The 24,830-nt window shown below is 70.7% G+C and carries 21 protein-coding genes and 5 pseudogenes; 11 read left to right on the top strand and 15 right to left on the bottom strand.

Going from position 1 to position 24,830, the window contains the following annotated elements:
• Positions 1 to 117: 117 nt before the first annotated feature.
• Entirely contained in the window at positions 118 to 858 is a 741-nt protein-coding gene (locus AB0N63_RS16720) for a nitroreductase family protein (protein ID WP_365529652.1), read from the bottom strand.
• Positions 859 to 960: 102 nt separating this feature from the next.
• Here AB0N63_RS16720 and AB0N63_RS16715 point away from each other — a divergent pair, with 102 nt between their 5' ends.
• On the top strand, positions 961 to 1,554 hold the full coding sequence (locus AB0N63_RS16715) for a TetR family transcriptional regulator (RefSeq protein WP_365529650.1): 594 nt from the start codon (positions 961 to 963) through the stop codon (positions 1,552 to 1,554).
• A 160-nt stretch (positions 1,555 to 1,714) separates the two neighbouring features.
• On the opposite strand, the pseudogene AB0N63_RS16710 reads toward AB0N63_RS16715, so the two are convergent.
• Positions 1,715 to 1,912: pseudogene (locus AB0N63_RS16710) on the bottom strand (carboxymuconolactone decarboxylase family protein); the annotation flags it as partial.
• A gap of 26 nt (positions 1,913 to 1,938) precedes the next feature.
• Positions 1,939 to 2,793, bottom strand: a complete 855-nt coding sequence (locus AB0N63_RS16705) for an NAD-dependent epimerase/dehydratase family protein (RefSeq protein ID WP_365529648.1) — start codon at positions 2,791 to 2,793, stop codon at positions 1,939 to 1,941.
• A gap of 136 nt (positions 2,794 to 2,929) precedes the next feature.
• Between AB0N63_RS16705 and AB0N63_RS16700 the strand changes: the two genes are divergently transcribed.
• A complete protein-coding gene (locus AB0N63_RS16700) occupies positions 2,930 to 3,778 on the top strand; it encodes a helix-turn-helix transcriptional regulator (protein ID WP_365529646.1) in 849 nt (282 codons plus the stop codon).
• A 601-nt stretch (positions 3,779 to 4,379) separates the two neighbouring features.
• On the opposite strand, the pseudogene AB0N63_RS16695 reads toward AB0N63_RS16700, so the two are convergent.
• Positions 4,380 to 5,570: pseudogene (locus tag AB0N63_RS16695) on the bottom strand (PP2C family protein-serine/threonine phosphatase).
• A 326-nt stretch (positions 5,571 to 5,896) separates the two neighbouring features.
• On the opposite strand from AB0N63_RS16695, the gene AB0N63_RS16690 reads away from it, so the two are divergent.
• A complete protein-coding gene (locus tag AB0N63_RS16690) occupies positions 5,897 to 6,313 on the top strand; it encodes a hypothetical protein (RefSeq protein ID WP_365529644.1) in 417 nt (138 codons plus the stop codon).
• On the opposite strand, the gene rox is transcribed toward AB0N63_RS16690, so the two are convergent.
• A complete protein-coding gene (gene rox, locus AB0N63_RS16685) occupies positions 6,293 to 7,735 on the bottom strand; it encodes a rifampin monooxygenase (protein ID WP_365529642.1) in 1,443 nt (480 codons plus the stop codon). The two genes, AB0N63_RS16690 and rox, sit on opposite strands and share 21 nt — an antisense overlap.
• Before the next feature lie 328 nt (positions 7,736 to 8,063).
• Between rox and AB0N63_RS16680 the strand changes: the two genes are divergently transcribed.
• On the top strand, positions 8,064 to 8,867 hold the full coding sequence (locus AB0N63_RS16680; protein WP_365529640.1) for an SGNH/GDSL hydrolase family protein: 804 nt from the start codon (positions 8,064 to 8,066) through the stop codon (positions 8,865 to 8,867).
• A 24-nt stretch (positions 8,868 to 8,891) separates the two neighbouring features.
• Here the strand turns inward: AB0N63_RS16680 and AB0N63_RS16675 are convergent, their stop codons facing one another.
• From AB0N63_RS16675 to AB0N63_RS16665, 3 genes are all read right to left on the bottom strand, one after another.
• Positions 8,892 to 9,140: a hypothetical protein gene (locus tag AB0N63_RS16675; protein WP_365529638.1), complete on the bottom strand. Its 249-nt coding sequence runs from the start codon at positions 9,138 to 9,140 to the stop codon at positions 8,892 to 8,894.
• Complete coding sequence (locus AB0N63_RS16670; RefSeq protein WP_365529780.1) at positions 9,127 to 9,384, bottom strand: DUF6400 family protein; 258 nt, start codon at positions 9,382 to 9,384, stop codon at positions 9,127 to 9,129. Before AB0N63_RS16670 ends, AB0N63_RS16675 begins: the two co-directional genes overlap by 14 nt.
• A gap of 212 nt (positions 9,385 to 9,596) precedes the next feature.
• Positions 9,597 to 10,052, bottom strand: a complete 456-nt coding sequence (locus AB0N63_RS16665) for a hypothetical protein (RefSeq protein WP_365529636.1) — start codon at positions 10,050 to 10,052, stop codon at positions 9,597 to 9,599.
• 390 nt (positions 10,053 to 10,442) lie between these two features.
• Here AB0N63_RS16665 and AB0N63_RS16660 point away from each other — a divergent pair, with 390 nt between their 5' ends.
• Both AB0N63_RS16660 and AB0N63_RS16655 read left to right on the top strand, forming a co-directional pair.
• On the top strand, positions 10,443 to 11,459 hold the full coding sequence (locus AB0N63_RS16660; RefSeq protein ID WP_365529634.1) for a helix-turn-helix domain-containing protein: 1,017 nt from the start codon (positions 10,443 to 10,445) through the stop codon (positions 11,457 to 11,459).
• A 251-nt stretch (positions 11,460 to 11,710) separates the two neighbouring features.
• Positions 11,711 to 11,890, top strand: a pseudogene (locus AB0N63_RS16655) (IS481 family transposase); the annotation flags it as partial.
• On the opposite strand, the gene AB0N63_RS16650 reads toward AB0N63_RS16655, so the two are convergent.
• Positions 11,812 to 12,000 carry an RICIN domain-containing protein gene (locus tag AB0N63_RS16650; RefSeq protein ID WP_365529778.1) on the bottom strand — a complete coding sequence of 63 codons (189 nt, stop codon included), beginning with the start codon at positions 11,998 to 12,000 and terminating at the stop codon, positions 11,812 to 11,814. The pseudogene AB0N63_RS16655 and the gene AB0N63_RS16650 overlap by 79 nt on opposite strands.
• Before the next feature lie 191 nt (positions 12,001 to 12,191).
• A pseudogene (locus AB0N63_RS16645) lies at positions 12,192 to 12,968 on the bottom strand (NAD(P)-binding domain-containing protein); the annotation flags it as partial.
• Positions 12,969 to 13,084: 116 nt separating this feature from the next.
• On the opposite strand from AB0N63_RS16645, the gene AB0N63_RS16640 reads away from it, so the two are divergent.
• Positions 13,085 to 13,444 (top strand): MerR family transcriptional regulator, encoded by a 360-nt coding sequence (locus AB0N63_RS16640; protein WP_365529632.1) that lies wholly within the window; start codon positions 13,085 to 13,087, stop codon positions 13,442 to 13,444.
• A gap of 360 nt (positions 13,445 to 13,804) precedes the next feature.
• Here AB0N63_RS16640 and AB0N63_RS16635 read toward each other — a convergent pair whose 3' ends face one another.
• Positions 13,805 to 14,470, bottom strand: coding sequence for a response regulator transcription factor (locus tag AB0N63_RS16635; RefSeq protein ID WP_365529630.1), 666 nt, complete (start codon positions 14,468 to 14,470; stop codon positions 13,805 to 13,807).
• Positions 14,463 to 15,644 (bottom strand): histidine kinase, encoded by a 1,182-nt coding sequence (locus AB0N63_RS16630; RefSeq protein ID WP_365529776.1) that lies wholly within the window; start codon positions 15,642 to 15,644, stop codon positions 14,463 to 14,465. Before AB0N63_RS16630 ends, AB0N63_RS16635 begins: the two co-directional genes overlap by 8 nt.
• 378 nt (positions 15,645 to 16,022) lie before the next feature.
• Between AB0N63_RS16630 and AB0N63_RS16625 the strand changes: the two are divergent.
• A pseudogene (locus tag AB0N63_RS16625) lies at positions 16,023 to 16,320 on the top strand (transposase); the annotation flags it as partial.
• 11 nt (positions 16,321 to 16,331) lie between these two features.
• On the opposite strand, the gene AB0N63_RS16620 reads toward AB0N63_RS16625, so the two are convergent.
• The 3 genes from AB0N63_RS16620 to yicI all read right to left on the bottom strand — a co-directional run bounded on the left by AB0N63_RS16620 (position 16,332) and on the right by yicI (position 20,878).
• Positions 16,332 to 16,691: a hypothetical protein gene (locus AB0N63_RS16620; RefSeq protein ID WP_365529628.1), complete on the bottom strand. Its 360-nt coding sequence runs from the start codon at positions 16,689 to 16,691 to the stop codon at positions 16,332 to 16,334.
• A 596-nt stretch (positions 16,692 to 17,287) separates the two neighbouring features.
• The gene (locus tag AB0N63_RS16615) at positions 17,288 to 18,301 is read right to left on the bottom strand and encodes a LacI family DNA-binding transcriptional regulator (protein WP_365529626.1); all 1,014 of its coding nucleotides are present in this window, start codon (positions 18,299 to 18,301) and stop codon (positions 17,288 to 17,290) included.
• 306 nt (positions 18,302 to 18,607) lie between these two features.
• Complete coding sequence (gene yicI / locus AB0N63_RS16610; RefSeq protein ID WP_365529624.1) at positions 18,608 to 20,878, bottom strand: alpha-xylosidase; 2,271 nt, start codon at positions 20,876 to 20,878, stop codon at positions 18,608 to 18,610.
• A gap of 703 nt (positions 20,879 to 21,581) precedes the next feature.
• Here yicI and AB0N63_RS16605 point away from each other — a divergent pair.
• The 3 genes from AB0N63_RS16605 to AB0N63_RS16595 are packed head-to-tail and all read left to right on the top strand — an operon-like array spanning position 21,582 to position 24,644.
• Entirely contained in the window at positions 21,582 to 22,844 is a 1,263-nt protein-coding gene (locus AB0N63_RS16605; protein WP_365529622.1) for a sugar ABC transporter substrate-binding protein, read from the top strand.
• Between the two features lie 10 nt (positions 22,845 to 22,854).
• A complete protein-coding gene (locus tag AB0N63_RS16600; protein ID WP_365529620.1) occupies positions 22,855 to 23,802 on the top strand; it encodes a sugar ABC transporter permease in 948 nt (315 codons plus the stop codon).
• Between the two features lie 5 nt (positions 23,803 to 23,807).
• Positions 23,808 to 24,644 (top strand): carbohydrate ABC transporter permease, encoded by an 837-nt coding sequence (locus AB0N63_RS16595; RefSeq protein ID WP_365529618.1) that lies wholly within the window; start codon positions 23,808 to 23,810, stop codon positions 24,642 to 24,644.
• Positions 24,645 to 24,830: the final 186 nt, after the last annotated feature.

Raw genomic sequence — 24,830 nt, 5'->3', positions numbered from 1 at the left:
CCTGCGAGCTGATGCCGGCCCTCGGCGTTCTACCGTCGCCGGAGCGGTTCAGCCTGACGAGGGAGGCTGGTCACAGCCCTCGACGAGTGGCTGTGACCAGCGCTTCCGGGACCGACTCTAGGCGTGGAACGTGGTGGTTGCCTCCAGGTCCGCCCGGCCGGTCGCGACCCGGTTCACCGGCGCGTCCTCGTCGGCGTAGCCGAAGGAGACACCCACAAGCAGCTTCCCCTCGTCCACTGCGAGCTGATCGCGGACGGTGTCGGCGTAGAAGCTGAGCAGGCCCTGGGGGCAACTGGCCACGCCGTAGCCGGTCATGGCCAGCAGCAGCGTCTGCAGGTAGGCGCCGGCGTCGGCGGCCAGTCGCGGCCCGCCGTCGCCGGTGACGAACAGGAACGCGGCATGGGGCGCCCCGTAGAACCCCAGACTTTCCGCGTCGTAGGCCGCGCGAGCCGGGTGGTCGTCGGGGCCGATGCCCAGCGCTCCGTACAGACCGGCACCGAAGGCGGCCCGCCGTTCCTGGTGGACGGGGGCGTACATGTCCTCGGAGTACGGGTAGTCGGCCGTGACGCGTCGCTCGGCGTGGGCCGTTCGCAGGGCGTCGGCCAGACGGTCTCGCCGTGCGCCACTGACCACCTCGACCCGCCACGGCTGCGCGTTGGAATTGGACGGCGCGGTGCCGGCCAGGGAGAAGACCTCGCGCAGAGTGTCCTCGGGTACCGGGTCGGGACGGAATGCGCGGGTCGCGCGGCGCCCGCGGATCAGCTGCTCGGCGTACTCCGACGTTCGCGTCCCGCCCGGCCGTGTCCCGCCGATGGGCGCCTCGCTCGTGCGTGCCCGGGTGAAGACCGGTCCACTCATGGAACTCTCCTCAGGATCACCAAAGTAAACGCGATCGTTTACCTGAAGTGGCACCATAGCCAGCCATCCCCTCCGAAGTAAACAGGAACGTATACTTACGTCATGACCACGATGACGACGGCGTCTCGACGGCCGGGACGCGGAGGGCGGGAGCGCATCCTGGCCGCCGCGGCCGGACTGTTCGCGGCCCAGGGGATCAACGCGACCGGCATGGAGCAGATCGCGGAGCGGGCGCCGGTGTCCAAGCGCACCCTCTACGCGCACTTCAGGACCAAAGACGAGCTGGTCCTCGCCCATCTCAAGGACCTCACCTCGACGGGACGCACCCTGGAGGGTGTGCTGGCACGCGAGGACGTTCCCGCCAAGGAGCGAATCCTCGCACTGTTCGACCCGCCCCCGACCGGCACGGATCCCGTGCGCGGATGCCCGTTCATCGACGCCGCCGCGGAGTTCCCCGACCCCCAGCACGCGGTCCACTCCTACGCCCGCGAACAGAAACTGCTGATGGTGCGGCTGGTGACCGACCTGGTAGCGGAACTGGGCTGCCGCGAGCCCGCCGCCCTCGCCGAGCAACTCGTGACCCTCGCGGACGGCGCCGCCAGCCGCGCCATGGTGCTGGGCGAGTCGAACTACGGCCGGCACGCGCGGACAGCGGCAGAGACCCTCCTGGAAAGCGCGCTGCCGACCACGAGCTGACAGGCCCCACCGGGATGCCCGGTATGCCCAGCACCTGATGCAAAGATCCCGCCGCTCGACCGAGAGGAAGGCGGGACTTCCACCACAGGCCCTGATTCCCGACCGCTCCTGCACGACCGGGACCGGCCCCGATCCCTCGATCGGGGCAGGTCCCGGCGCATCAACCGGCGACGGTGGTCAGGGTGCCGGGCACGTAGGATCCACCCTGGTCGTTGAGGATCACGCCGAGGCGGTCGGTCGCGTTGATCACGGCGACGAGGGAGACGAGAGCGGTGGCCTGTTCCTCGTCGTAGTGCTCGCGCACCCGGGCCCAGGTCTCGTCAGTGACCCCCGCATATCCGTCGATGATGCGGGTGCCGGCGTGGTCCTTGTCCGGGCCGGTCGTCACAGGGCTCCGGCGTCCCGGGCCGTCCAGACGCTCGGGTAGATCGGCCGGAAGCCGAGTTCCCGACGGATCCGCTGGTTGGACGTGATCCCGAACCACGGGTCGGGGTCTGTGAGCTCGCGGAGCCCTGCGGGCACCTCGACGCCGTTGAGCTGATAGAGCTCGACCGTCGTGACGGGGGCGTCATCGGCGATGTTGTAGATCCGTCCGGCGATGCCCGGCGCGTACAGCAGGCGCATCAGGCCCTGGGCGACGTCCGCATGGTGGGCCATCTGCAGTCGCTGGTGCGGAGCCCAACGGTCAGCCCAGTGCAGGACGTCGGCGAGGTGCGGGTCGCCCTCGCCGTAGACGAAGGGGAGCCGTCCAATGCGTACGTCCAGACCCTTGAGCGCGAGCAGTTCGCGCTCGGCCTCGGCCTTGGACTCTGGATAGGCACCCCACATCGCGCCGCCCGGCCGGCTCTCGTCCTCCTCGGTCAGCGGGCGGCCACGTCCGACGCCGTACACGTTGTTCGTGCTGACCTGCACGAACCGCTCCACGCCCAAGGCCTGCGCGGCGCGGCCCAGGGCCACCGCGGCGTCCCGGTTGACGGCCCACGCCTCCTCGTCCGGCACCCCGCGGAAGGAGGCGGCGACGTTCACGACGGCGTCCACGCCGGCGAGCGCCTTGCCGAGTGTGTCCTCCTCGCGCATGTCTCCTACGGCGACCTGGGCGCCCAGCTCCGCGAAGCGCTCGCCGCGGGCAGCGTCCCGTACCAGGACGCGCACCTGCTCTCCCGGCTGTCGTTGGGCCAGCAGCCTCGGCACGAAGCGGCGTCCGACCTGTCCCGTCGTACCGGTCACCAGAGTCAGCATGATGTGCTCCTCACGCACTGTGTCGCCTGTCGTCGACGACCAGCCTCGGCGGATGCGGACACGAGGGGGAGAGACCTCTTCATCAGGGGACCGGGAGTCCCTGGATAAGGCGGCCGGCCTCCCGCACCCTGGGAAGGTGAACCGAGCCGAACTCGCCGACTTCCTGCGCCGCGCCCGCGCCCGCCTGGCCCCCTCCGACGTGGGCCTCACGGCCAGCGCCCGCCGCCGTACGCAGGGGCTGCGCCGCGAGGAGGTGGCCCAGCTGGCCGGCATGTCCGTGGACTACTACACGCGGCTGGAACAGTCCCGGGGCCCGCGCCCGTCCCGCCAGATGCTCACCGCGCTGACCCGCGCCCTGCGTCTGACGGAGGACGAACGCGACCACCTCTTCCACCTCACCGGTGAACAGCCGCCGCGCCGGGAGCAGACCAGCGCGCACGTGCGTCCGGGCCTGCTCCTGGTGCTGGACCGGCTGCACGACACCCCGGCCATGGTGGCGACCGACTGCGGTGAGGTCCTGGCCCAGAACGCGCTGTCACGGGCGCTGAGCGGGGACCTCCTGGCCCGACCGCCCCGAGGACGCAACATGATCCGTCGCTTCTTCCTGGACCCGGCGGCCCAGGAGCTGTTCCCGCCCGAGGACCGTCCGCAGCGCGCCCGCGAGCAGGTGGCCGGCCTGCGAGCGGTGGCCTCGGCCCGCCCCACGGACCTCGAACCCGCCGCTCTCGTCGCCGAACTACGCGCCGGGAGCGAGGAGTTCGCCCGCCTCTGGGACGAACACGAGGTGGCCGTGCGCCGCGCCTCCACGAAACGCTTCCGGCACCCTGTAATCGGCATCCTCGAACTCGACTGCGAGATCCTCGTCAACTCCGACCACAACCAGCAACTCGTCATCCACACGGCCCGTCCGGGCACGGAGTCCTACGAGCGCTTGCAGTTGCTGCGGGTGGTCGGCTTGCAGGACCTGACGCCGACGGGCCCCTGAACGCCTGCGCGCCTTCGAGTGCGCTCCCTGCCCGCCGCACATCGCCCACGATGGTGCCACTCGCGTTCGGTCTCCTCCACCAGGGCGGCCCGGAGTCTGCCGAGTACCGTGTTCGGGTGCGTGCTCCCGAACACGTACGACCCGTGGACGGCGTCTCGGACGACGCCGTGCCACCCGAGTGGCTGAAGGCGCCATCGCCCGTCCAGGAGGCGCTGGGGACGCGGCGTCCGTCCCGGCTGGGTGCCGGTGAAGGCCCGGCGGCCACGGTCCCCGCGGTAGGCCGCCGAGGCCCTGTGCACGCGAGGCCAGTGGGACAGACCATCGGCTGACCGTGGCTGATCAGAAGGCCGATCAGCAGGGCGGCCCCGCCGTGGTTGATGTCCACCGCCCACTGCGCGTCTTGGGACAGTGCCGGCACGTCCCGGATCAGTTCGAGCAGCGCCGGTTCGTCGTCGAGCGCTCGGCACCACAGCAGCCGCTCGCCTCCGGCCCGATCACCATGCATGGTGGTGCGGTTACTGCGTCCGTGCGGCGATCACGCAGTCACGGCAGGAGTCCGCCCAGCCCGGCAAGATCCGGACGAGGGACCCTGGGTCAAGCGTCAGTGCTCCGTGTCTCGGTCTACGGGGGCAGGGCCGTGCCAGTCCAGGCACAGGACGGTGGCGTCGTCTCTCACCTGACCGTGGCAGGCGTCGGTGACGGCGGTGACCATGGCGCGTACGGCCTCGCGGGGATGCTCGGTTGCGGTGTCGCGGACAAGGCGCGGTAGGTCGACGGCTTCTGCCTAGCGCTCCTGCATGCCGTCGGTGTAGAAGACGAGGCGGTCACCAGGGCGCAGGTCGATGTCCTGTACCTGGTAGGCGCCCTGTACGGCGACGCCGAAGGGGAGGTTGATGTGCAGCCTGATCTCCTCGACATTGCCGTCGCGCAGTCGTAGGGGCCACGGGTGGCCCGCGTTGACGAGCTGGGCGCTGCTCCCGTCCAGAGCGATGCGCATCAGTTGTCCGGTGGCGAAGGTCCGTCCGCCGTGGTCGATGAGGGCCTGGTGGGTCTGGCGGGCCTGTTCGGCAAGGCCGGTGCCGGCGCGGCGGGCGCCGCGGGAGGCGTTGACCAGGAGAGTGGCCATGAGGGAGGCGTCGACGTTGTGGCCCATGGCGTCGGTGATGGACAGGTGCAGGGTGTCGTGGTCGAGGCTGTAGTCGTAGGTGTCGCCGGCGATGTCGGAGGCCGGGACGAGGGCGCCGGCGAGGGTGAACTCGGGAGCCTCGCACGAGGGGGCCGACGGCAGTAGCTGGCGCTGGATCTCCGCGGCGAGGGTGACCGTGGCGGTGCGGTTGCCCCAGTGGTAGAGGTCGGTGAAGCGCCGGTCGGTGACGATGATGTACGCCAGCGCGTGCGCGGCTTCCTCGATCTGCTCCAGGACGTCCTGTGTGACGTGGGTGAGATGCAGCTCCAGGACCCCGATGGTGTCGCCGCGGTTGGTCACCGGGGCGAGGACGCGCTGCCCCTGCGCCCCCTCCGTCACCCGCACCACTTTCTGCGTGCGCAGGACATCGTCGTAGACACTGCCGACCAGGGGAACCTGATCGGCGCCGTGCTCCGGTGGCGGTCCCGCCGCCTCGTCATTGACCCGGAGCAGGCGCCGGCCGACGACGTCGACGAACAGGAACGACACGTAACGCGCGCCGAACCGCTCGCGCAGGTTGCGCGCGACGACATCGAGGGAGCGCACCGGCGCGGCCTCCTCTGCTGCTGCCAGTACCTCGGCCAGCCCGACCCGATCACGCTCCACTGCAGCCTCCCTCGGTTACGGACCCTTCTTCCCGCCGACGCCCTGGTCATCACAGCCACAACAGTCGCCTCAACCCCGGGGTCGGTGTGGCAAGGCCGACGTCATCGGTGGCAGGCTGCTGCTCGCCACAGCTGTCGCGTACGGCATCTACGATGTGGCGACGCCCGCCCAGCGCTCGCAGCCGGCCGCGCACGACGGGGGCCCGGCGGGCCGGCTTGCGAGCGCGCTACGGCGCCAGGGCCAGCTCTTTCGGCGGACAGGTCGGGCTGTGGTCGGCAACGGGATCACCGAGGGCGATGTGTGGACGAATCGAGGATCTGTTCCAGATGAGGAACTGGCTGGCAAGGCTGCTCAGGAAGGAGCGGCACCGCAGTGCGGAAGAGGTCTCGTCGCCTGGCCCGGTGTGGAGTGATCCCGAGATCCCGGACGAGGAGCGCGCGGTTCTGCTCGTACGCCTCCTCGAAGACCCCACGGCGCGCGAGGACGAGCGGGAGGAGGCGGCGTGGAGTCTGGAGTTGCTCCCCGGTCCGTTCGTCGAGGCGGCCTTGATCCGGGCCATCCGGGACGGCGACTTCAACAGCGACCTGGCCCAGGCCTGCGCCGAGTCCCTCGCCGGCATCTGGGCCGGGGAGAGCCGAGTCGATGCCGCCTTCCTGGCGGAACTGCGCGGCCTGGCGAAGGAGCTGGTCTTCGGCATCCTCGGCAACCGCGCCCCGCACTTGCTACCCCCTGTAGCCGGCTGAGGCGGGGGCGCCGAACCACGCCGGCAGTCGTTCGGCGAGGTCGGACGGGTCCTCGCCCACCCAGGCCACATGGCCGTCGGGCCGCAGGAGCACGGCGGGGACGTCCAGTTCGTCGCTGCCGTCCACGACGTGGTCGATCCGGTCCGCCCAGCCGGCCACCGACAGCCGACCGGTCCGGTCGAGCAGCAGGCCGCGGCCCTGGTGCAGCAGCTCGTACAGGCGCCCCTGCTTCAGGGGCAGGTCCCGGAGGCGGCGCCCGAGGAGTTCGTGGCCGTCGCCGAAGTCGTAGCGGATGCCGATCGCGATGATCTTCTCGGTCAGGCGACGGTTCACCTCCTCGATGTCCATCAGTTCCGTCAGCAGCCGGCGCACCGCTTGGGCTCCGGGTTCGAGGGAGATCAGTTCCATCTGGGCACGGGTGTTGTCGAGCACGTCGGCGGCGACGGGGTGGCGCTCGCGTTCGTAGGTGTCGAGCAGCCCCTCGGGCGCCCAGCCGGCGAGCTCGGCGGCCAGTTTCCAGCCGAGGTTGAAGGCGTCCTGGATGCCGAGGTTGAGTCCCTGTCCGCCCATCGGCGGGTGGACGTGGGCGGCGTCGCCGGCCAGCAGGACGCGGCCGGCCCGGTAGCGCTCGGCCTGCCGGGTGCCGTCGCCGAAGCGGGAGAGCCAGCGCGGCGCGTGGATGCCGAAGTCGGTGCCGGCGACGACCCACAGCCGCTGTCGCACCTCGTCCAGGGTCGGCGGGGCCGTGCGGTCCTCGGCCACGCCGTCGGCCGGTACGACGAAGCGGTACGCACCGTCCGCGAGCGGTCCGAGGCCGAACCGCAGCTGGGTCTTGCGGATCTCGGTCACCACGGCCTCCACCTCCTGCGGCGAGGCGGTCACCCGTGCCTCGCCGAGCAGCGTGTCGACGCGGGAGGGCTCGCCGGGGAAGGCGATGCCGAGGAGCTTGCGCACCGTACTGCGACCGCCGTCGCAGCCGACGAGGTAGCGCGAGCGCAGCAGGGTGCCGTCCGCCAGTTCGGCGCTCACCGCGTCCTCGTCCTGGCTCAGGGCGACCAGTTCGCAGCCCCGGCGGAACTCGACGCCCAGTTCCGTGGCGCGCTCGGCCAGCAGGCGCTCGGTGAGGGGCTGCGGGATGCCGAGGACGTACGGGTGCGCGGTGTCCAGTCCCGTCGGCGCCGGCTTGCGGATGCCCGCGAAGAAGCCGCCGAGCGGATACTGCTTGCCCTGGGCGAGGAAGCGTTCCAGCAGACCGCGCTGGTCCATCACCTCGATGCTCCGCGCGTGCAGCCCGAGCGCCCGGACGATCCGGGTGGGTTCCACCTCCTTCTCCAGCACGACGGTGCGGATGCCGTGCAGCCGCAGCTCGGCGGCCAGCATCAGACCGGTCGGTCCGCCGCCCGCGATGATCACGTCGATCATGACATTCCCTCGCCCACGGCAGGCGTCCCGCCTGCCATTCGCTGTCCGGAGCGGAGATTGTGCGGCATGGGAGGGGCCTTGCCGCAAGGCCCCCCACCGGCTATAAGTTGAGAGTGGCAAGGAGTACGACTCCTTGCCTCTTCCGTTTCGCTCCGCCGTACGGGTGACCGTCCCTTCGAGTGAATTCCGGGCGGTCGGCGGGCCGACGGCACCACGCCCGATGCGCTTCCCTGCCGAGCTCCGGCCTCGGTGGCATCGACGGATTGGAATGTCAAGGTCGCGGACCGTGATGAGGCGGGGGTGCGACGGGTGCGCGATAAACGTGGTCATGAGACCGTTTCGCATCCAGTCCTGGGCCGCCGCCGTGCTCCTCGCGGGCGCCTGCACCCTGGCCGGTCCGGCCGCCCCCGCGGCACCGAACCGGGCGGCCCTGGACTACGTGGCACTCGGGGACTCCTACTCGGCCGGTGTCGGCGCCGGGAACTACCTGCCCGAGGGCGCGAGCTGTCTGCGCAGCAGCCGGGCCTACCCCGCCCTGTGGGCCGCGGCGCACGCCTCGTCCTTCGCCTTCGCCGCCTGCAACGGCGCCAGGACCGGGGATGTGCTGACGAAGCAGCTCGGGGCGCTGAGCGGCCGTACCGATCTGGTCAGCGTCACCGTCGGCGGCAGTGACGCGAGCTGGGCCAAGGTGATGGGGATCTGCGCGCTGCCCGGCACCACCGCGTGCCTCAACGCCATCGACACCGCACGCGCCTACGTCGACAAGACGCTGTCCGGGAACCTGGACCGGCTCTACTCGGCGATCAGGGCCAAGGCGCCGTCCGCCCGTGTCGTGGTGCTCGGCTACCCGCACTTCTACCGGCTGCACGGCGCCTGCGCGCGGGGGCTGGAGGACAAGGAGCGGGCGGCGCTCAACGCGGCCATCGACCACCTCGACGGCGTGATCGCCCGGCATGCCACCGGCCACGGATTCTCGTTCGCGGACGCCCGGAGCGCCTTCGAGGGGCACGAGATCTGTTCCGCGGGGCCGTGGCTGCGCAGCATCGAGGTGCTGGACCTCACCGAGTCGTACCACCCCAACACCTCCGGACAGTCCCTCGGCTACCTGCCCCTCTTCAGCCGCGCGGCCTGATCCCGGCCGCCCCCGGCACAGATGTCAGCGGTCCTGTGCCGCCCGGTTCGGGCGACCCCGGCTCGCGCCGAAGCCCGTCTCGTGATCCCAGACGTGGGTGCAGGTCGGACACTGGAGGTGGAGCGTGCTGCCGGTGTTCGACAGCAGGTAGCGCCAGTGCCGCGTGCACCTGCGGCGTTCCCCGCAGGTGCCGCAGCCCTGGTGGTCCGAGCAGTTGGGACACGTCACCCAGGCGCGCCGGCCGATGTCCGCCTGCGGATCAAGCGGTAGCACGGCCGTCTCCGCGCTCGGGCAGGACGCCTGCGGCCACCAGCTCGTCGTAGATGCGCTGCTGCTCCTCGTCGAGGTCCGAGTAGAGCAAATCCCGCGCCGCGTCCTCGTCCCGCAGCGCCGTGACGGGGTCCCACGTGGGGCCGACCGCGTCCATGACATGGGCGCGCCGGAGCATCTCGTGGGCGGTGAGGTCGACGGAGAACTCGACCGGCTGGGCGGACGGGGCAGGGTCACAAGCGGACAGACATACCTACGAACCTAGGTAGCTCTTCTCCACCACGACAAGGGCGGGTGGGGGACATCACAGCAGGTCGGCGCGGCCCGACGGCGCGTCGCGACGGCCGGCGCGCCGCGTGCGGCGCAGGTACGAGTCCGGCCGCCGTCACATCGGCGTCTGACACGGTGGGCGGCCGTCCACGGCCGAACGCACGGCCGCCCACCCCGCACACCTGCCGGTCAGGGGTTGTAGAGCCAGACTTGCGCTGCGGCGTTGGCCCTCGGGTACTTGACCGGTACGATCTCGGCCCACACCATGTCGTAACCCGCTGACTTCCACGGGGTGCATGTTCTGTGTTTGGGGCCCCAGTAGTTCTTGTGCCATAGCTGCTTGTTCCGCGCACCTACGCCGCCGATGCGCTGCCAGAGAGAGAGTTTGTATCCCTGGTAGAGGTGATCTCCCTTGACGTTGAAGCACAGCTGCACTTTGCCGTAGGACTGTACGCGCTCGGTGGCGGACGGGCTCTTGTACGTGTAGATCCACTTACCGCTGATTGCGGCTGCAGTAACTGGCGTCTCCGGGGCGGCGGATGTGGTCGTGATCGCCCCGCTCCCGGCGACCAGTGCTGCGGTGATGGCGCCCACCACAGCTAAGCGAACGGGGTACACGTCCGCCTCCTTGCTCTTGATCCGCATGGTGCTTCCTCCCGTTGACGTCGCGGCGTTGTGGTGCGGACCGCCCGGATGACATCGCTGAGCCCGCCGAGTCGGTGTCGTTCGTTGTGGGCCGTACTTCGAGGGCGCTGGCTGCTCCGGCACCCCCTGTCGAACGAGTGCCGGCGGCACTCCCGGACGAGAAGGGATCGACCCGGCCCCGGAGGCCCGCGTCGCTGGTACCGGTGGACCGGCTCTCGACGAAGGCCGAACACAGTATTCCGTCGTGGCGCCAGTGGCGTCATGCGCAAGCAGCGCACTCGACTTGACGCGCAACGCACTTCTCGGGATCACTGCCTGTCTGCGATGATCGTGCGCGCGGCGAGCGGCCGGACAGTCTTCGCCGCACCGCGCCGTCACTCGGGGAGTGTCATGCTGACCACCGTGCTGGACACCGCTCACCTGCCACCCGCAGACCGGGCAGCAGCCTGGGGGGAGACCACGGGCCAGGCCCTGATGACTACCCGCGTCCGCTTCCTTGATCCTGACCGGGTCGAAGCCCGGATCCAGACCATGGCCCTGGGGCCGGTCCAGCTGTCGGTGATGTCCTACACACCGCTGTCGTCCCGGCGCACCCCCCGGCTCATCCGGCAATCCGATCCCGAGATGTATCAGCTCGCCCTGACCCTCGCAGGACAGCAAAGCATCGAACAGGCCCGGGCGTACGCCTCGCTCAATCCGGGCGACCTGCTCCTGTACGACAGCTCTCGGTCGTTCACCGCCACCGCAGGCCCGAAGCCCCCAGGAGCCCGGGCGATGCTGCTGCAGTTCCCCCGGCACCTGCTGCCGCTGCCGGAGAACGCCGTCGCGCCGCTGTGCGGAACGGCGCTTGACGGACGAGCGGGGATCGGGCGGCTCCTGCACCAGTTGCTGACCGGGCTGGCCGACACCCACGCCGACCTCACCTCCGCCGACAGCACCCGACTGGGCACCACCGCACTCGATCTCACGGCAGCCCTGATCGCCCACCACACCGACCGGCAGAGCCTGTTACCGGCTGGGTCACGGCAGCGCGCAATGTTCGAGCAGATCAGCGCCTACATCACCACCCACCTGCACGAGCCCGACCTCACACCGGGCGCCGTGGCCGCGGCGCACTTCATCTCCACGCGCTATCTGCACCGCATCTTCCAGCAGCACGGCACCACGGTCAGCGACGCCGTCAGGCAACAGCGCCTCGCCCGCTGCCGACGGGACCTGGCCGACCCCTCCCAGCGCACCGTCCCCATCGCCGTCATCGCGATGCGCTGGGGCTACCCCAGGCCATCAGACTTCACCCGCGCCTTCCGCGCCGCCCTCGGCATGACTCCCAGCGAGTACCGCGCCGCCAGCCAGGACCCGGACCGGGCGCAACGGCAGCCGCACCGAGGGCGAGGACAGCGTGACTGAATGACTCAGCCCTCGGAGGGCAGCACGGTGATGACGGCACCTCCGAGACGCTTGCCCGCGCCCAGGCGTGGCCGTTGCAGGCCGCAGCGTCCCGGGCCGCGTGGGCACCTGGGTCAGGGTCCCGTAGGCGACGTCGCGGAGGGCCTGGCGGACCACGGTGTCGAGGGTCTGGAGACCGCTGTGGGCGTATGGCTGCTCGATCACCCGGCGCCGCCCGCGGACCGGGACGGCGGCCCCGGCGGCGCCGTGGCCTCAAACACTTCCACCGCACCCTGCTCGACGAACGGGCGTACCTGCGGCCCTACACCCGCAACACCCAACGCACCGACGCCCTGACAGACTTCCTGCACACCTACAACCGCCACCGCTGCCGCACCGCACTCGGAGGCCGGCCACCGATCAGCCGTGTGAACAACAACGCGGGCCAGTACACCTGGCCGGTGACGCGCCGGAAGGTCCATCGCTGGTCGGTGCCGCCCCGGTCGGAGTACTGGATCAGCGCGGCGCCGTCGGCCGTACCGCCCCCGCTGACATCGAGCACCTTGCCGCTGTAGCGGTTGACCAGGAAACCTCCTCGACCGCGGGTGATCCCGTGGCACCCTTCACAGCCTCATGGGCCCAGGCCGCCTCGGCGGCTTTTCCCCTGGGACTGGCAACCGCCGGCCAGGACCGGCAGCCGCGGCACGTACGTGTGGTGTGACCTCGCGGCCGCCGTGTGAGCCGGACGGCGCCTCAGGGCATGGCGCGGTCGGCGGTCAGTACGCGGGGAGTCTCGTCGAGCAGGGTGCGGAGGCGGTGTGCGGGCAGCGGCGCACCGGGGTCCGCGAAGTCCACGTCCATTGGGGACCGGCCGGCCCGGAGCGCCTCGGCGACCTTGGCCACGCCGGACTTGAACGCGTCGGGGTCGGCGAAGTAGGGGACCGCGGAGGGGAGCGTCTCCGGCTCGAACCGCCAGCTCTCCGTCAGGGGGCCGACGTCGACCGTGTCGTAGCCGAGCCGGCTGACCAGTCCGGCGGCGGAGGCCTTGGCCCGGAGACTGTTGCCGGCGATCGGCAAGGCGGAGCGCTCGTCGGATCCCACAGGCCGGGCCAGCGGGAGGATGTGCTGGTCGCTGAGGTTGGCGAACGCCTTGACGGTGTTCGCCTCGGGCAGGTGCTCCTGGACCCATTCGGCCGTGGTGATCTCGCCCGAGTCGAGGACTTCGATGTAACCGTCGCGCCACGACGGGTAGTAGTTGGTGGTGTCCAGCACGGTCCTGCCGGCCAGCGCGTCGGCCGGAAGCCGCCGGAGGGCCGTGAGCGGGACGCTGACGACGACCCAGTCACCCGCTTCGGCCGCCTCCGCGGGCGTCGCCGCCCGGGCGCGCTCGCCGAGTTCGGCGACCGTCCGGGCCAGGCTCTCGGGCCCGCGTGAGTTGGACAGGACGACCTCGATACCCGCTGCCACTGCGAGCCGGGCGATCTTCGCGCCGATGTTGCCGCTGCCGATGAAGCCGAGTGTTGCCATGGAAGATTTCTCCTTCTCCTGCGAACGGGATCGTCGGCCCGGGTCCGTCGTTCGTTACGCTAAAACCTGACGTCGACGTCAGGTGCAAGCCCGGGCGAGACGGGGAGCGGGAGGCCGGGATGCGGATCGGAGAGGTCGCCGCGAAGGCGGGAGTCAGCGTGAGGGCGCTGCGCTACTACGAGCAGCAGGACCTGCTGCACTCCACCCGGAATCCGGGTGGCCAGCGCCGGTACTCGGCCGGTGCCGTCGAACGGGTCAGGTTGATCCAGCAGTTGTACTCCGTCGGCCTGCCCAGCAGAGCCGTCCGCGAGATACTTCCCTTCGTCGACTCCGACAAGGCCCCACCGGAACTGCTGGAGCTGCTGGAGGCCGCACTCGACCGCCTCGACCGGCAGATGGCGGACCTGCGGGACGTACGGGACCGGCTGCACGACTGCATCACCGAGGCGCGCGAGGATGGCCCGTCCTGCGGAAGCTGAGGGGCGCTCCGCCCGGCCGCCGGCCCGGCCCCGCCCGACCCAGCATCCGAGCAGCTCACAAGCGCGGCGCCCATGCACGTCGCCAACGCCACGGTCAGCACCCCCCGACGGATCCGGTGACGGCGGGACGGCATGTACGCGGACATGGCGAGTTCCCTTCGGCGCACGGCAGTTGCCGTGTGCGTCGAGGGACCTGGCATTCACCCGTCGAGCGGCCGTTCGGCGGGTCCCGCGCACACCGACCATTCAGTCAGCGGCGCGCACCCGGTACATCGCTCGACGGCGGGCTTCCCGACGACGCGGGGTCACTCCAAGGAACGACCCCGAGGCACCTGGCGTCCCGCCCGCCCGCCGGGCGGGTCAGGGCAGGGTGTCCCTGGCCAGCACCGCCGCCTGCGCCCTGCTCTGGCAGCCGGTCTTCGTGAGGACGCGGCTGACGTGCGTCTTGACCGTGTGCAGGCTCACCACGAGCCGGTCGGCGATCTCGGCGTTGCTCAGGCCGTCCCGGATCAGGCGCAGTACGTCGACCTCCCGCTCGGTGAGGTCCCTCAGCCGGGCCAGCTCCTGGTCGTCGGGACGGCGTCGGCCGTGGAGATGGCCCTCGATGATCCGCTGGGTCACCGCGGGGCTCAGCGCGCTGTGCCCGGCCGCCGCGGCACGGACGGCCCCGGTCAGCTCCTCGTACGAACTGTTTTTCAGCAGGAAGCCGGACGCCCCGGCCGCCAGCGCGTCGTCGACGTAGGCGTCCAGGTCGAACGTCGTCAGCATGAGCACCCGGCTGCGCCCCGGCCCGAGCAGTCCGCGGCGGCCCAGCTCGGCCAGCGCCCACAGGCCGTCGCGGCGCGGCATCCGGATGTCCATCAGCAGTACGTCCGGCCGCAGCCGCGTGCACGCTGCGACGGCTTCCTCACCGTCGTCCGCGGTGCCCGCCACGGTGATGTCCGCCTGGCTGTCCAGGATCGCGCTCAGTCCGGCGCGGATGACCGGCTCGTCGTCCACGACGAGCACGCTGATCTGCTCAGACATCCGCACGCTCCAACGGCATCGTGGCCACGACGCGGAAGCCGCCGTCACCGGTCGGGCCCGCGGTGAGGTCGCCGTCCAGTGCCCCTACCCGTTCCTCCATGCTGACCAGGCCGAGCCCGACGCCCGCGCCGGCCGCGGGCGGTCGCACGCCTCGGCCGTTCACGATCTCGCACCGCAGCTCTCCCGCGACGCCGTCGACACTCACCCGGACCGGCGCCCCGGGGGCGTGCCGACGCGCGTTGACCAGTGCCTCCTGCACGACGCGATACGTCGCCAGCTGCACCGGCCCCGGCACGGACCCCAGCGCGATGCCCATCGTCAGCCCGACCGTCCCTCCCGCGGCACGGTGACTGTCCAGCAACGCACCCAGCTCACCGAGGCTCGGCACGGGCTGGAGCGGGACGGCGTCCGTGGGGTCGCGCAGCATCCGCAGCAGGTCACGCAGCTCGCCGCTGCTCTGCCGGCCCGCCGCCGCCAGCCCGTCCACCTGGGCACGGGCCCAGTCGGGCAGCTCGCCGCCACGGGCCCGCAGGGTCTCCGCGTGTACGACGAGCAGGGTCAGCGAGTGCGCGACCACGTCGTGCATCTCACCGGCGATCCGTGTCCGCTCGCGTTGCGTGGCCTGCGCCGCCTCCAGGGCCTGTGCCCGCCGCGCGTCCGCCGCCCGCCGCTCGGCCGCGGCCAGCAGTTCCTGCCGGGTCCGCGCGGCGAACCCCATCGCCCACGCCAACGGCATCGGGGCCAGCGCCGCAAGGACGTCCAGACCGCCCCGGAAGTCACCGGAGTCGGTCGTCATCCGGTTCAGCCACAGACCGGCCACGCTCAGCACGAGGACGCCGAGGACCGCCGACACGGTCCGCCTCCAGCTCGCGCAGTGACTGCCCATGGCGTAGAACAACACCGCCAGCGGCAGGAAGACCAGCGGCGACAGCTTGGCCCCCGCGCCCGCACTCCCCACCAGCGACGCCAGAAGGCACCCGAAGCCCACGAGGAAAGCGGTGGCCGGCAGCCGCCGCCTCAACAGCAGAACCACCACGCCCACCGCCTCGTACACCGTGAGCGACACCCAGGCCGGCCCGGAGGTGTCCACGTACGGCTGCGACAGCAGCGTCGGCAGAAACGTCAGTACGACCAGCCCGGCGTCGGCGCCCCACCCGGGCCACCTGCCGTCCATCACTCTCATCCGCCCGACACTACGACCTCGCGTGCGGCTCTTCATCACTCCAAGGAGCCACTCGCACGCCGGCGCGGCCCGACCCGCCTCGCCGAGGAGCAAAGGTGAGCGTACGCCGGGCAGCGGTCGGCACAGCGAGCACCTGGGCGGCGACCGTCCGGACGGTCTCCTCATCCGCGGGGGCTGACGGTTCGACTGCCGCCTCTAAAGCGTGCCTGAGGAGGTCCGTGGCGACACCGCAAGGGGCAGCGCTGTCACCCCGGCTCGACCGGCGGGCCGCGCGGCTCACGGCCGGACCGTCGTTCCGGGCCGGACATGAGGTGGACGTGACGCCGGAACCGGCCTTCCGACGAGCCGGACACCAGCAGTCCTGTCGGGCTGCGGCACGCTCTGGCGATGCTGCCGCGACCCAAGACGGCGGACAACCGGCTCGTCCCGGCGGTCGACGTGACCAACTGGCTGCAGTCGGACGCCCCGCGTGCAGTCTCCAGCGGCTGTTCTGTCGCACTTCCGGCCGGAAGGGACGCCCCAGCGACCGGTTCCTTCCCGGCCGGCCGTACGCGTTCGCTGCGGTCTGGAGACCGGCCGCACCTCGCACCGCCAACTGCTGGACGCGGTCCGGCCCGCCCCTGACGACGACGGCGCCGAGGCCATCGCCGTCCAGGTTCGCCGTGTCGAGCCGGCCTGTCAGTCGATGTGCAGGTGCTTGATGTACACGTACGGAGCGGTGCCCGTCTGCCCCTTGGTGAAGTACACCCGCTGCTCCGCGCCGTCGGCGTCGTTGTAGCTGAACCAGCCGGTGTTCTGCCCGGCGCCCCAGGGGCCCGGCTTCCACATGGGCAGTGTCATCGGAGCGTCGAGGTCACCGTGGCCCTTGAAGCAGGTGGAGCCGCTGAACGGTGCGACGAAGTAGAACTGCGTGCCGTCGGCCTCGCAGGCGGCCCGCTGCAGCGGACCCGTCGCGGCACCCGACGGAGCGGCACCGAGCGCGAGCGCGGCACACGTCGCGGCGGCGATGGCCCCGCCCTTGGCGATGGACATGCGCATGAACGACTCCTCACTACGATCCTGTCCTGTACTTACCGGATCAGTCTGGCCACGCCGCCACTGCCCCGGACGCCCCCGGACAGCAAGCTGCCAGCACGGAACCTCCCCCGCCCTGGACTGGGGGAACAGAACCGTGGCGGTTGTCAGGAAGCGGACACTCAGCCTCGGTGCGGCCGCCTCTCTCCTGGTCGGACAGTTCGCCGCCCAAAGCCCCGCGGGCACGGGGAGGACGACGGACGTGCGATGTGCGCCGCCACCACGTCAAGGCGACCGTCCCCGTCCCGGCCTGCCGACTACGTGGCTGGGCGCGAGAACGGGTTCCGGCACGGGTTCCGTGGACAGTGAACCGTGCGTTACAACCGACCGTGCTTCCGGGGTGGTTGACCAGGACGTGACATGCTTGCCCGGCCGCTTCAACAGGTGTCGCCGGGGCACCCGAGGCCCGGGGGCCGAACCAGTGGGAGTAAGAGGTGGCCAGGCGGCAGCCGTACGCGTGGCTCGCGATCGGAGTCCTGAGCAGACCCCACTGGTCCCGGCCCTTCCTCGTCCGGCGTGAGGCTGTACGGGCGCACCTGCTGATGCGCCGTCCCGCGGGGTCAGCGCGCGCGCGGCACCGGTGCCGAGCTGGCCCGGACGGTCAGCTCGGGTGCGATGAGCACCACGTCGTCCGTGTCCCGTCCCTCGAGCCTCTCCACCAGGAGCTCGACCGCGTGCCGACCCATCTCCTGGGCGGGGACGGCGACCGAGGTGAGCCGTACCGAGGCCTGGACGGCCACCTGCTCGGGGCAGACCGCGACCACCGACACGTCCTCGGGCACGGCCCGGCCCGTCTGCCGCAGCACGGCGAGCAGGGGTTCCACCGCGGACTCGTTCTGCACGACGAAGCCGGTGGTGCGCGGACGCTCGTCGAAGATCCGGAACAGGGTCGTCGCCATGGCGTCGTAGCCGCCCTGCCAGGGGCGGTGCAGCACTCCGAGGCCGAGTTCGCCCGCACGTGAGCGCAGGCCCTCCAGAGTGCGTTCGGCGAAGCCGGTGTGCCGCTCGTAGACGGCGGGCGCCTCACCGATGAGGGCGACGTGCCGGTGTCCGAGCTCCGCCAGATGCTCCGCACAGAGCGCGCCTGTCGCGCTCCAGTCGAGATCGACGCAGGTCACACCCGAGGTGTCGGCGGGCAGACCGATCAACACGGAGGGCTGCTCGGTCGCCCGGAGCAAGGGCAGGCGCTCGTCCTCGAGCTCGACGTCCATGAGGATCATCGCGTCGGCGAGTCCGCTGCCGGTGACCCGGCGCACCGCCTCGGGGCCCTCCTCGCCGGTGAGCAGGAGGATGTCGTAGCCATGGGCGCGGGCCGCGGTCGCCACGGCGATGGCGATCTCCATCATCACCGGGACGTACATGTCCGTGCGCAGCGGGACGATCAGGGCGATGATGTTCGACCGGCTGCTGGCCAGTGCGCGGGCGCCCGCGTTCGGGTGGTAGCCCAGCGCCCGGATGCTTCGCTCGACCCGCTGCCGGGTCCCGGCCGAGATGGACCGTTTGCCGCTCAGGACGTAGCTCACCGTGCTCGACGAGACTCCGGCGTGCTGGGCGACCTCGGCCAGGGTGACCATCCGGCTCTCCAAGCTTGCGAAGCGCTTCGACAAGGCGCACTGAACCGACGACTTGCAGTGACAGGAGAGTCACCTTACCGATCAAGGCGTCAGGTGTCCACGTTTGTCGAAGCGCTTCACCTAGCGACTCGGTGTGTCCGTCGCTCCCCGGACGGGAGCTCGGAAACGCATCCGCCCGCCTTTCGGCCGCCGGACCGGACGGCCGCGGCCCGCAGCCCCCGGCCGACGGGCGCCCACTCGCCGCCGGTTTCTGCGGCGGTCCGGCATCCTTCCCGCCCGGAACGGCGTGCGGGACGCGACGACCGCTCAGGCCAGCGGCACCGTCACCTGGCCGGTCCCCGTACAGCTCGCGCCGCCCGCGACCCGCACGGTGAACGGCCTGTCAGACCCCTGCGCGGTGACACGCAGCGTGTCGCCCTCACGCCGTACGCGGAAGGTGGCGCCGATGGCACCCTCCCGGTCCGGGACGGTCGCGGTCCGCTCGTAGCCGCCCTCGGCGGTCGGGTGGACCAGCAGGGTGATGCCCTCCAGCCAGTCGCCGTCGGGGCTCGAGCCGTCGGCGGCCAGCGGCAGGACGGCGCCCTCACGGACGTACAGCGGAAGGCTGTCGTAGCCGTGGCACTCGGTGCGCCAGGCCGGGCCGGTGGCCGTCTCGCCGGTGAGCAAGTGCGTCCACGTGCCCTCGGGCAGGTAGACCTCGACCTCGCCGTCCTCGGCGAAGACCGGGGCGACCAGCAGGTCGACGCCGAGCATGTACTGACGGTCCAGCGTCCGGCAGGCCGGGTCGTCGGGGAACTCCAGGAGCATCGGCCGCATCGTCGGCACACCGGTACGGTGGGCCTCGACGCCGGCACCGTACAGGTACGGCATCAGACGGTGCTTGAGCAGGGTGAAGCGGCGGGCGACGTCGACGGCCTCGTCGCCGAACTCCCACGGCACGCGGTAGGAGGAGGAGCCGTGCAGGCGGCTGTGCGAGGAGAGCAGGCCGAAGGCCAGCCACCGCTTGAACACCGCCGCGTCGGGGGTGCCCTCGAAGCCTCCGATGTCGTGGCTCCAGAAGCCGAACCCGCTCAGCGACAGCGACAGCCCGCCGCGCAGTGACTCGGCCATGGCCTCGAATGAGGACCAGCAGTCACCGCCCCAGTGGACGGGGTACTGCTGGCCGCCCGCGGTCGCGGAGCGGGCGAACAACACGGCCTCGCCCTGTCCGCGTTCCTTCTCCAGGAGCTCGAAGACGGTCTTGTTGTACAACTCGGTGTAGTAGTTGTGCATCCGTTCGGGGTCCGAGCCGTCGTGCCAGACGACGTCGGTGGGGATGCGCTCGCCGAAGTCGGTCTTGAAGCAGTCGACACCCTGGTCCAGCAGCGGCTTGAGTTTCGACTGGAACCAGGCGCAGGCGTCGGGGCTGGTGAAGTCCACCAGCCCCATGCCGGCCTGCCACAGGTCCCACTGCCACACGTCGCCGTCGGCTCGGCGCACCAGGTGGCCCAGTGCGGCGGCTTCGTCGAACAGGGGGGACTTCTGGGCGATGTACGGGTTGATCCAGACGCTGATCCTCAGGCCCTTGGCCTTCAGCCGGGTCAGCATGCCCTCGGGATCGGGGAAGACGTCGGGGTCCCACTGGAAGTCGCACCACTGGTACTCGCGCATCCAGAAGCAGTCGAAGTGGAACACGGACAGGGGGATGCCGCGTTCGGCCATGCCGTCGACGAACGACATCACCGTCGCCTCGTCGTAGGGGGTGGTGAAGGAGGTGCTCAGCCACAGGCCGAAGGACCAGGGCGGCGGCAGGGCCGGGCGCCCGGTGAGACCCGTGTAGCGGGTGAGGACGTCCTTCGGGGTGGGGCCGGCGACGACGTAGTACTCCAGGACCTGGTCCTCGACGCTGAACTGGACCTGGCCGACGGACTCCGAGCCGACCTCGAAGGAGACCTTGCCGGGGTGGTTGACGAAGACGCCGTAGCCGCGCGAGGAGAGGTAGAACGGGATGTTCTTGTACGCCTGTTCACTGCTCGTTCCGCCGTCGGCCTGCCATATGTCGACGACCTGTCCGTTCTTGACGAAGGGGGTGAAGCGCTCACCGAGGCCGTAGATCTGCTCGCCCACGCCGAGCGCGAGCTTGCCCACCATGTGGTGCTCGCCCTGGTCGGTGGTGGCGAAGGCCGCGCCCTTGGCGCCCGCGCGGGTCAGCTCGCGGCCGTCGGCGTCGCGGAAGCTCAACGCGAAGGGGGCAGACCGGTCCAGGCGCACGCTGAGGGGGCCGCTGGTCAGCTCGGTGACGCCGCCTCCGGCGCGCACCTCGCCCACGCCTCCCTCGTCGCCGCGGACGGCGAACTCCGGGCCGGTGCGGCGCTTGCCGGAGTGGTGGGTGAGGCGGATGCCGATGACGCCCTCGACGGGCGAGAAGCACTCGACGGAGACGAGCGGCGCGTTGAGCGTGTCGCCCCTGCGCGTCACGCGTTGCACTGCGGCATGGGCGGTGATGCGCTTCGATTCGACGCGGACGTCACGCACGTCCATGGCGTAGGCGATCTGTACGCCATCGCGAACACGCCAGAAGCCGTTGGTGAACTTCATGATCTCCCTCGGGAGTAGCGGAGGCTGTCCAGCTGGGACACAGGCATCGTCACCACGCGTCGGACGGTGCGCACAACGCATCCGCGCACGTGCCCGGGCGAGGCGTAAATGGCCCTGGACAAGCTTGATTGTGCAGGCGACACCTTGCTGCATCTCGAACCGCGAAGCAAGACGCGGCCGTACGGGGCTAGCGCGCGGGCGGTCTCTTGGCGTATTAGTCATCCCATCAAACAAACCCGTCCGGGACATGTGACCGGACTGCGCGACAGCAAGGGCCGCACATGTCGATTCTGTCGAAGCGCTTCAACACGTCTCCGGACGGCCCGTCACTTCCGGCATGGGATCCGTCGGGCGGCAGACGGGTCGCGGGCCGCGACCGCCCGTCCCACCAGGAGCGTTCAGCCGGTTTCCGGCCCGGCCGACCAACTGCCGTCAAGGACTCCTGCGCCGACGCCGCCGCGCGCCGGACGCCCCGCGGGCGCCCCGGCCGGCCCGCCGTGGACCACCTCCGCGGCGCCCGGTGATCCGCCTCACCCGTTCCGTGGCCCAGGCCACCCGCGCGAGGCACGGGGCTGAGCCGCCCCCATGGACCCGCGTCCGCCGGAGCGGCGTCCAGGGCCCCCCGGCCCGCTCCCTCCCCTGCCACTCCGCCGGACACGGGCGTTCGTCGGAGCCGGCCCCCCTCCCACCCAAGGGCATCATCGTGACAGCACACCCACCGAACGGACCGTGGCCACGACGCCGGCGGGCCCGCCGCCCCGTCCTCGTCGCGCTCGGCGTCGTCTCCGCGGTCGTCGGCAGCACCGCGCTGAGCGGCTGCGGCCAGTCCCGCGACCCCGGCGTGTACACCGTCCTGAACTCCTCGACGGACGACTCGTACCACCGATGGGACGCGGCGACGCTCGAACGCTGCAGCGAGCGCCTGGGCGTCACCGTCCGACAGCAGTCGGTCCCGGCCGACCAGGTCATGACCAAGTCACTGAGGATGGCGTCCTCCAGGTCGCTGCCGGACATCATCCAGTTCGACGGCTCCGAGATGCCGGCCTTCGCGGAGACCGGCGGCTTGATGGACCTGAGGAAGCTGGGCGTCGACACCAGTGACGTGCCGCAGGGCATCGTCGACTACGGCTCCTACAAGGGCACCTACTACGGCGCTGCGCGCACGGTGAACACCCTCGCGCTGTTCTACAACAAGGACATCCTCGAGAAGGCCGGCCTCGAGGTCCCCACCACGTGGGGCGAGATGCGCGAGACCGCCAAAAGGCTCACCCGGGGGCACCAGTACGGCATCGCCCTGAGCGCGGGTGGCGCGGAGGACGGCGTCTACCAGTTCACGCCGTTCATGTGGTCCAACGGCGGCGACGAGACCGACCTCGACAGCCCGCGGGTCGTGCAGGCGCTCGACTACTGGAAGTCGCTGCTCGCCGACGGCTCACTGTCCAAGTCGACGATCAACTGGACCCAGGCCGACGTCAACGACCAGTTCATGGCCGGGAACGCCGCCATGATGATCAACGGTCCGTGGCAGGTGGAGACCCTCAACACCAAGAAGGACCTGCACTGGGGCATCGCGCGGATCCCCGTCCCCAGGGCCGGGGACGACTCCGTGGGTCCGCTGGGCGGTGGTGAACTGACCATCCCGGACATCGACGACATCGCACGCGAGAAGATGTCCGCGAGGATCGTCAACTGTATGACGAGCGAGCAGGAGGAAGTGACCTACGCGCTCAACAGCTGGATGATCCCGGCCAACCACAAGGCCGCCGCCACGTGGCGCAGGAAGGTCCCCTCGCTCAGCTCACTGGCCGACCAGGTCGCGGTGGCACGCTCGCGCACCGCCAGGGTCGGCTCCGGCTGGACCTCCGTCTCACTCGCCCTGCAGAGCGCGTTCCAGTCGGCGCTCACCGGCCAGTCCAGCGCGTCGGCGCTGAAACACGCGCAGGCGCGCGTCGAGAGCGGGAAGTGAGGCAACCACCGTGTCCACCACCACTGTTCCCGTCCCCGCGGCCACCGGCACCGCCGCCGCAGGCGCCCCCGACCCGGGGCGCGCCCGCCGGCGGCGCGCGCTCGCGCAGTGGGGCTTCGTGGCCCCCGCCGTGCTCTTCATGCTGCTGTTCTTCGGCTATCCGCTCGTCCGCAACGTCGTGATGAGCTTCCAGCACTACACGCCGTCGACCTTCTTCACCGGCAAGGCCCCCTTCAACGGCCTGGACAACTGGCGCAACGTCTTCGGCGACGACCTCTTCGGCAAGGCGTTGGGGCAGACGATCGTCTTCACGATCGGCTCGCTGGCCGGACAGTTCGGCATCGGCCTGGGCATGGCGGTGTTCTTCAACCGCAGGTTCCCGCTGAACGGTGTGCTGCGCGCGCTGATCCTGCTGCCCTGGCTCGTGCCCATGGTCGTCTCCGGCATCGTCTGGCGGCGCATCCTGGACCAGGACACCGGCGTGCTCAACTCCTTCCTCGGCCTGTTCGGCATCGCCCACACGCCATGGCTGACCAGCACGCACGTAGCGCTGCTCGCCCTGATCCTGGTGAACATCTGGATCGGCATCCCGTTCAACATGGTGATCCTCTACGGCGGCCTCCAGGAGCTTCCGCGCGAGGTCCACGAGGCCGCCTCGCTGGACGGCGCCTCCGCCTGGCGCACCTTCCGCTCGATCACGCTTCCACTGCTGAAGCCCGTCATCACCGTCGTACTCGTGCTGGGCTTCATGTCCACGGTCAAGATCCTCGACCTGGTGCTGGCCCTGACCGACGGTGGCCCGGCCGACGCCACGCAGACCCTGGGGACGCTCACCTACCAGAACTCCTTCGTCCAACTGGACTTCGGGGCCGGCGCCGTGGTCGGCGACATCCTGATCCTGATCTCCGCCGTGTTCGCGGTGTTCTACCTGCGGGCCAGCCGCAACGACGGGAAGTGACCGGCATGACGACCACCACCAACCGAGCCCTCGGACGGCCGAAGCGTCGCTGGGGCACGACGGCCGTCGGCGTCCTCGTCCTGTGCGTGATGCTGTTCCCGCTGTACTGGATGATCAATACCGCACTGCAGCCCGAGTCCGGTCTGCTGGAGGTGGCCCCGGTCCCGCACGGACTGGACCTGTCCGGCTTCTCCTCTGCCCTGTCCGAGCAGGGCGGCCACCTTCTGACCTCGCTGGCGGTGGCGCTCGGCGCCGTCGTGATCTGCCTGGCCTTCTCCGCACCGGCCGCCTACGGCCTCGCCCAGTTCAGGCTACGCGGCGCGAAGACCGTGGTGTTCGGCACCCTGATCACGCAGATGGTGCCGGGGATCGTCATCGCCAACGCGCTGTACAGCGCGTACGTGGACCTCGGCCTGGTCAACTCCTACTTCGGTCTGATGCTCGCGGACGCCTCACTGGGCATCCCGTTCGCGATCGTGCTCATGCGGTCCTTCATGGTGGCCATCCCGCGTGAGGTCGTCGAAGCCGCCGAGGTGGACGGAGCCGGACGGCTGCGCACCTTCGTCCAGGTCGTGCTGCCCATGAGCCGCAACTCGCTGATCACCGCCGGACTGTTCTCCTTCCTGTACGCGTGGAGCGACTTCATGTTCGCGCTCACCCTCAACACCACCGACCACGTCAAGCCGGTCACCCTCGGCATCTACCAGTACATCGGCGCGCACGTCGGCGACTGGGGCTCGGTCATGGCCGCCTCCGTCCTCGCCGCGATCCCCGCGGCGATCCTGCTCGTGCTCGCGCAGAAGTACATCGCCGCCGGCATCACCGGCGGTTCCGTCAAGTGACCGCACGCCCCCGCGAAAGGACGCCCTTCGCCGACCTCCCCCGCCTCCGCGGGCTCCGTCTTCGGCGCGGCCCGTCGCGCACCAGATCGAGGGCGCCGCACGGGGGACGATCGCTGCGCCTGCCACGAGTCCGATCGAGCACGCCGAAGAGGCGGGTGGCTCATCCGCCAGCCACCCAGCGGCGAA

Source organism: Streptomyces sp. NPDC093260 (assembly GCF_040683715.1).
Taxonomy (GTDB): domain Bacteria; phylum Actinomycetota; class Actinomycetes; order Streptomycetales; family Streptomycetaceae; genus Streptomyces; species Streptomyces sennicomposti.
This window is presented reverse-complemented; position numbering and strand designations above follow the sequence as displayed.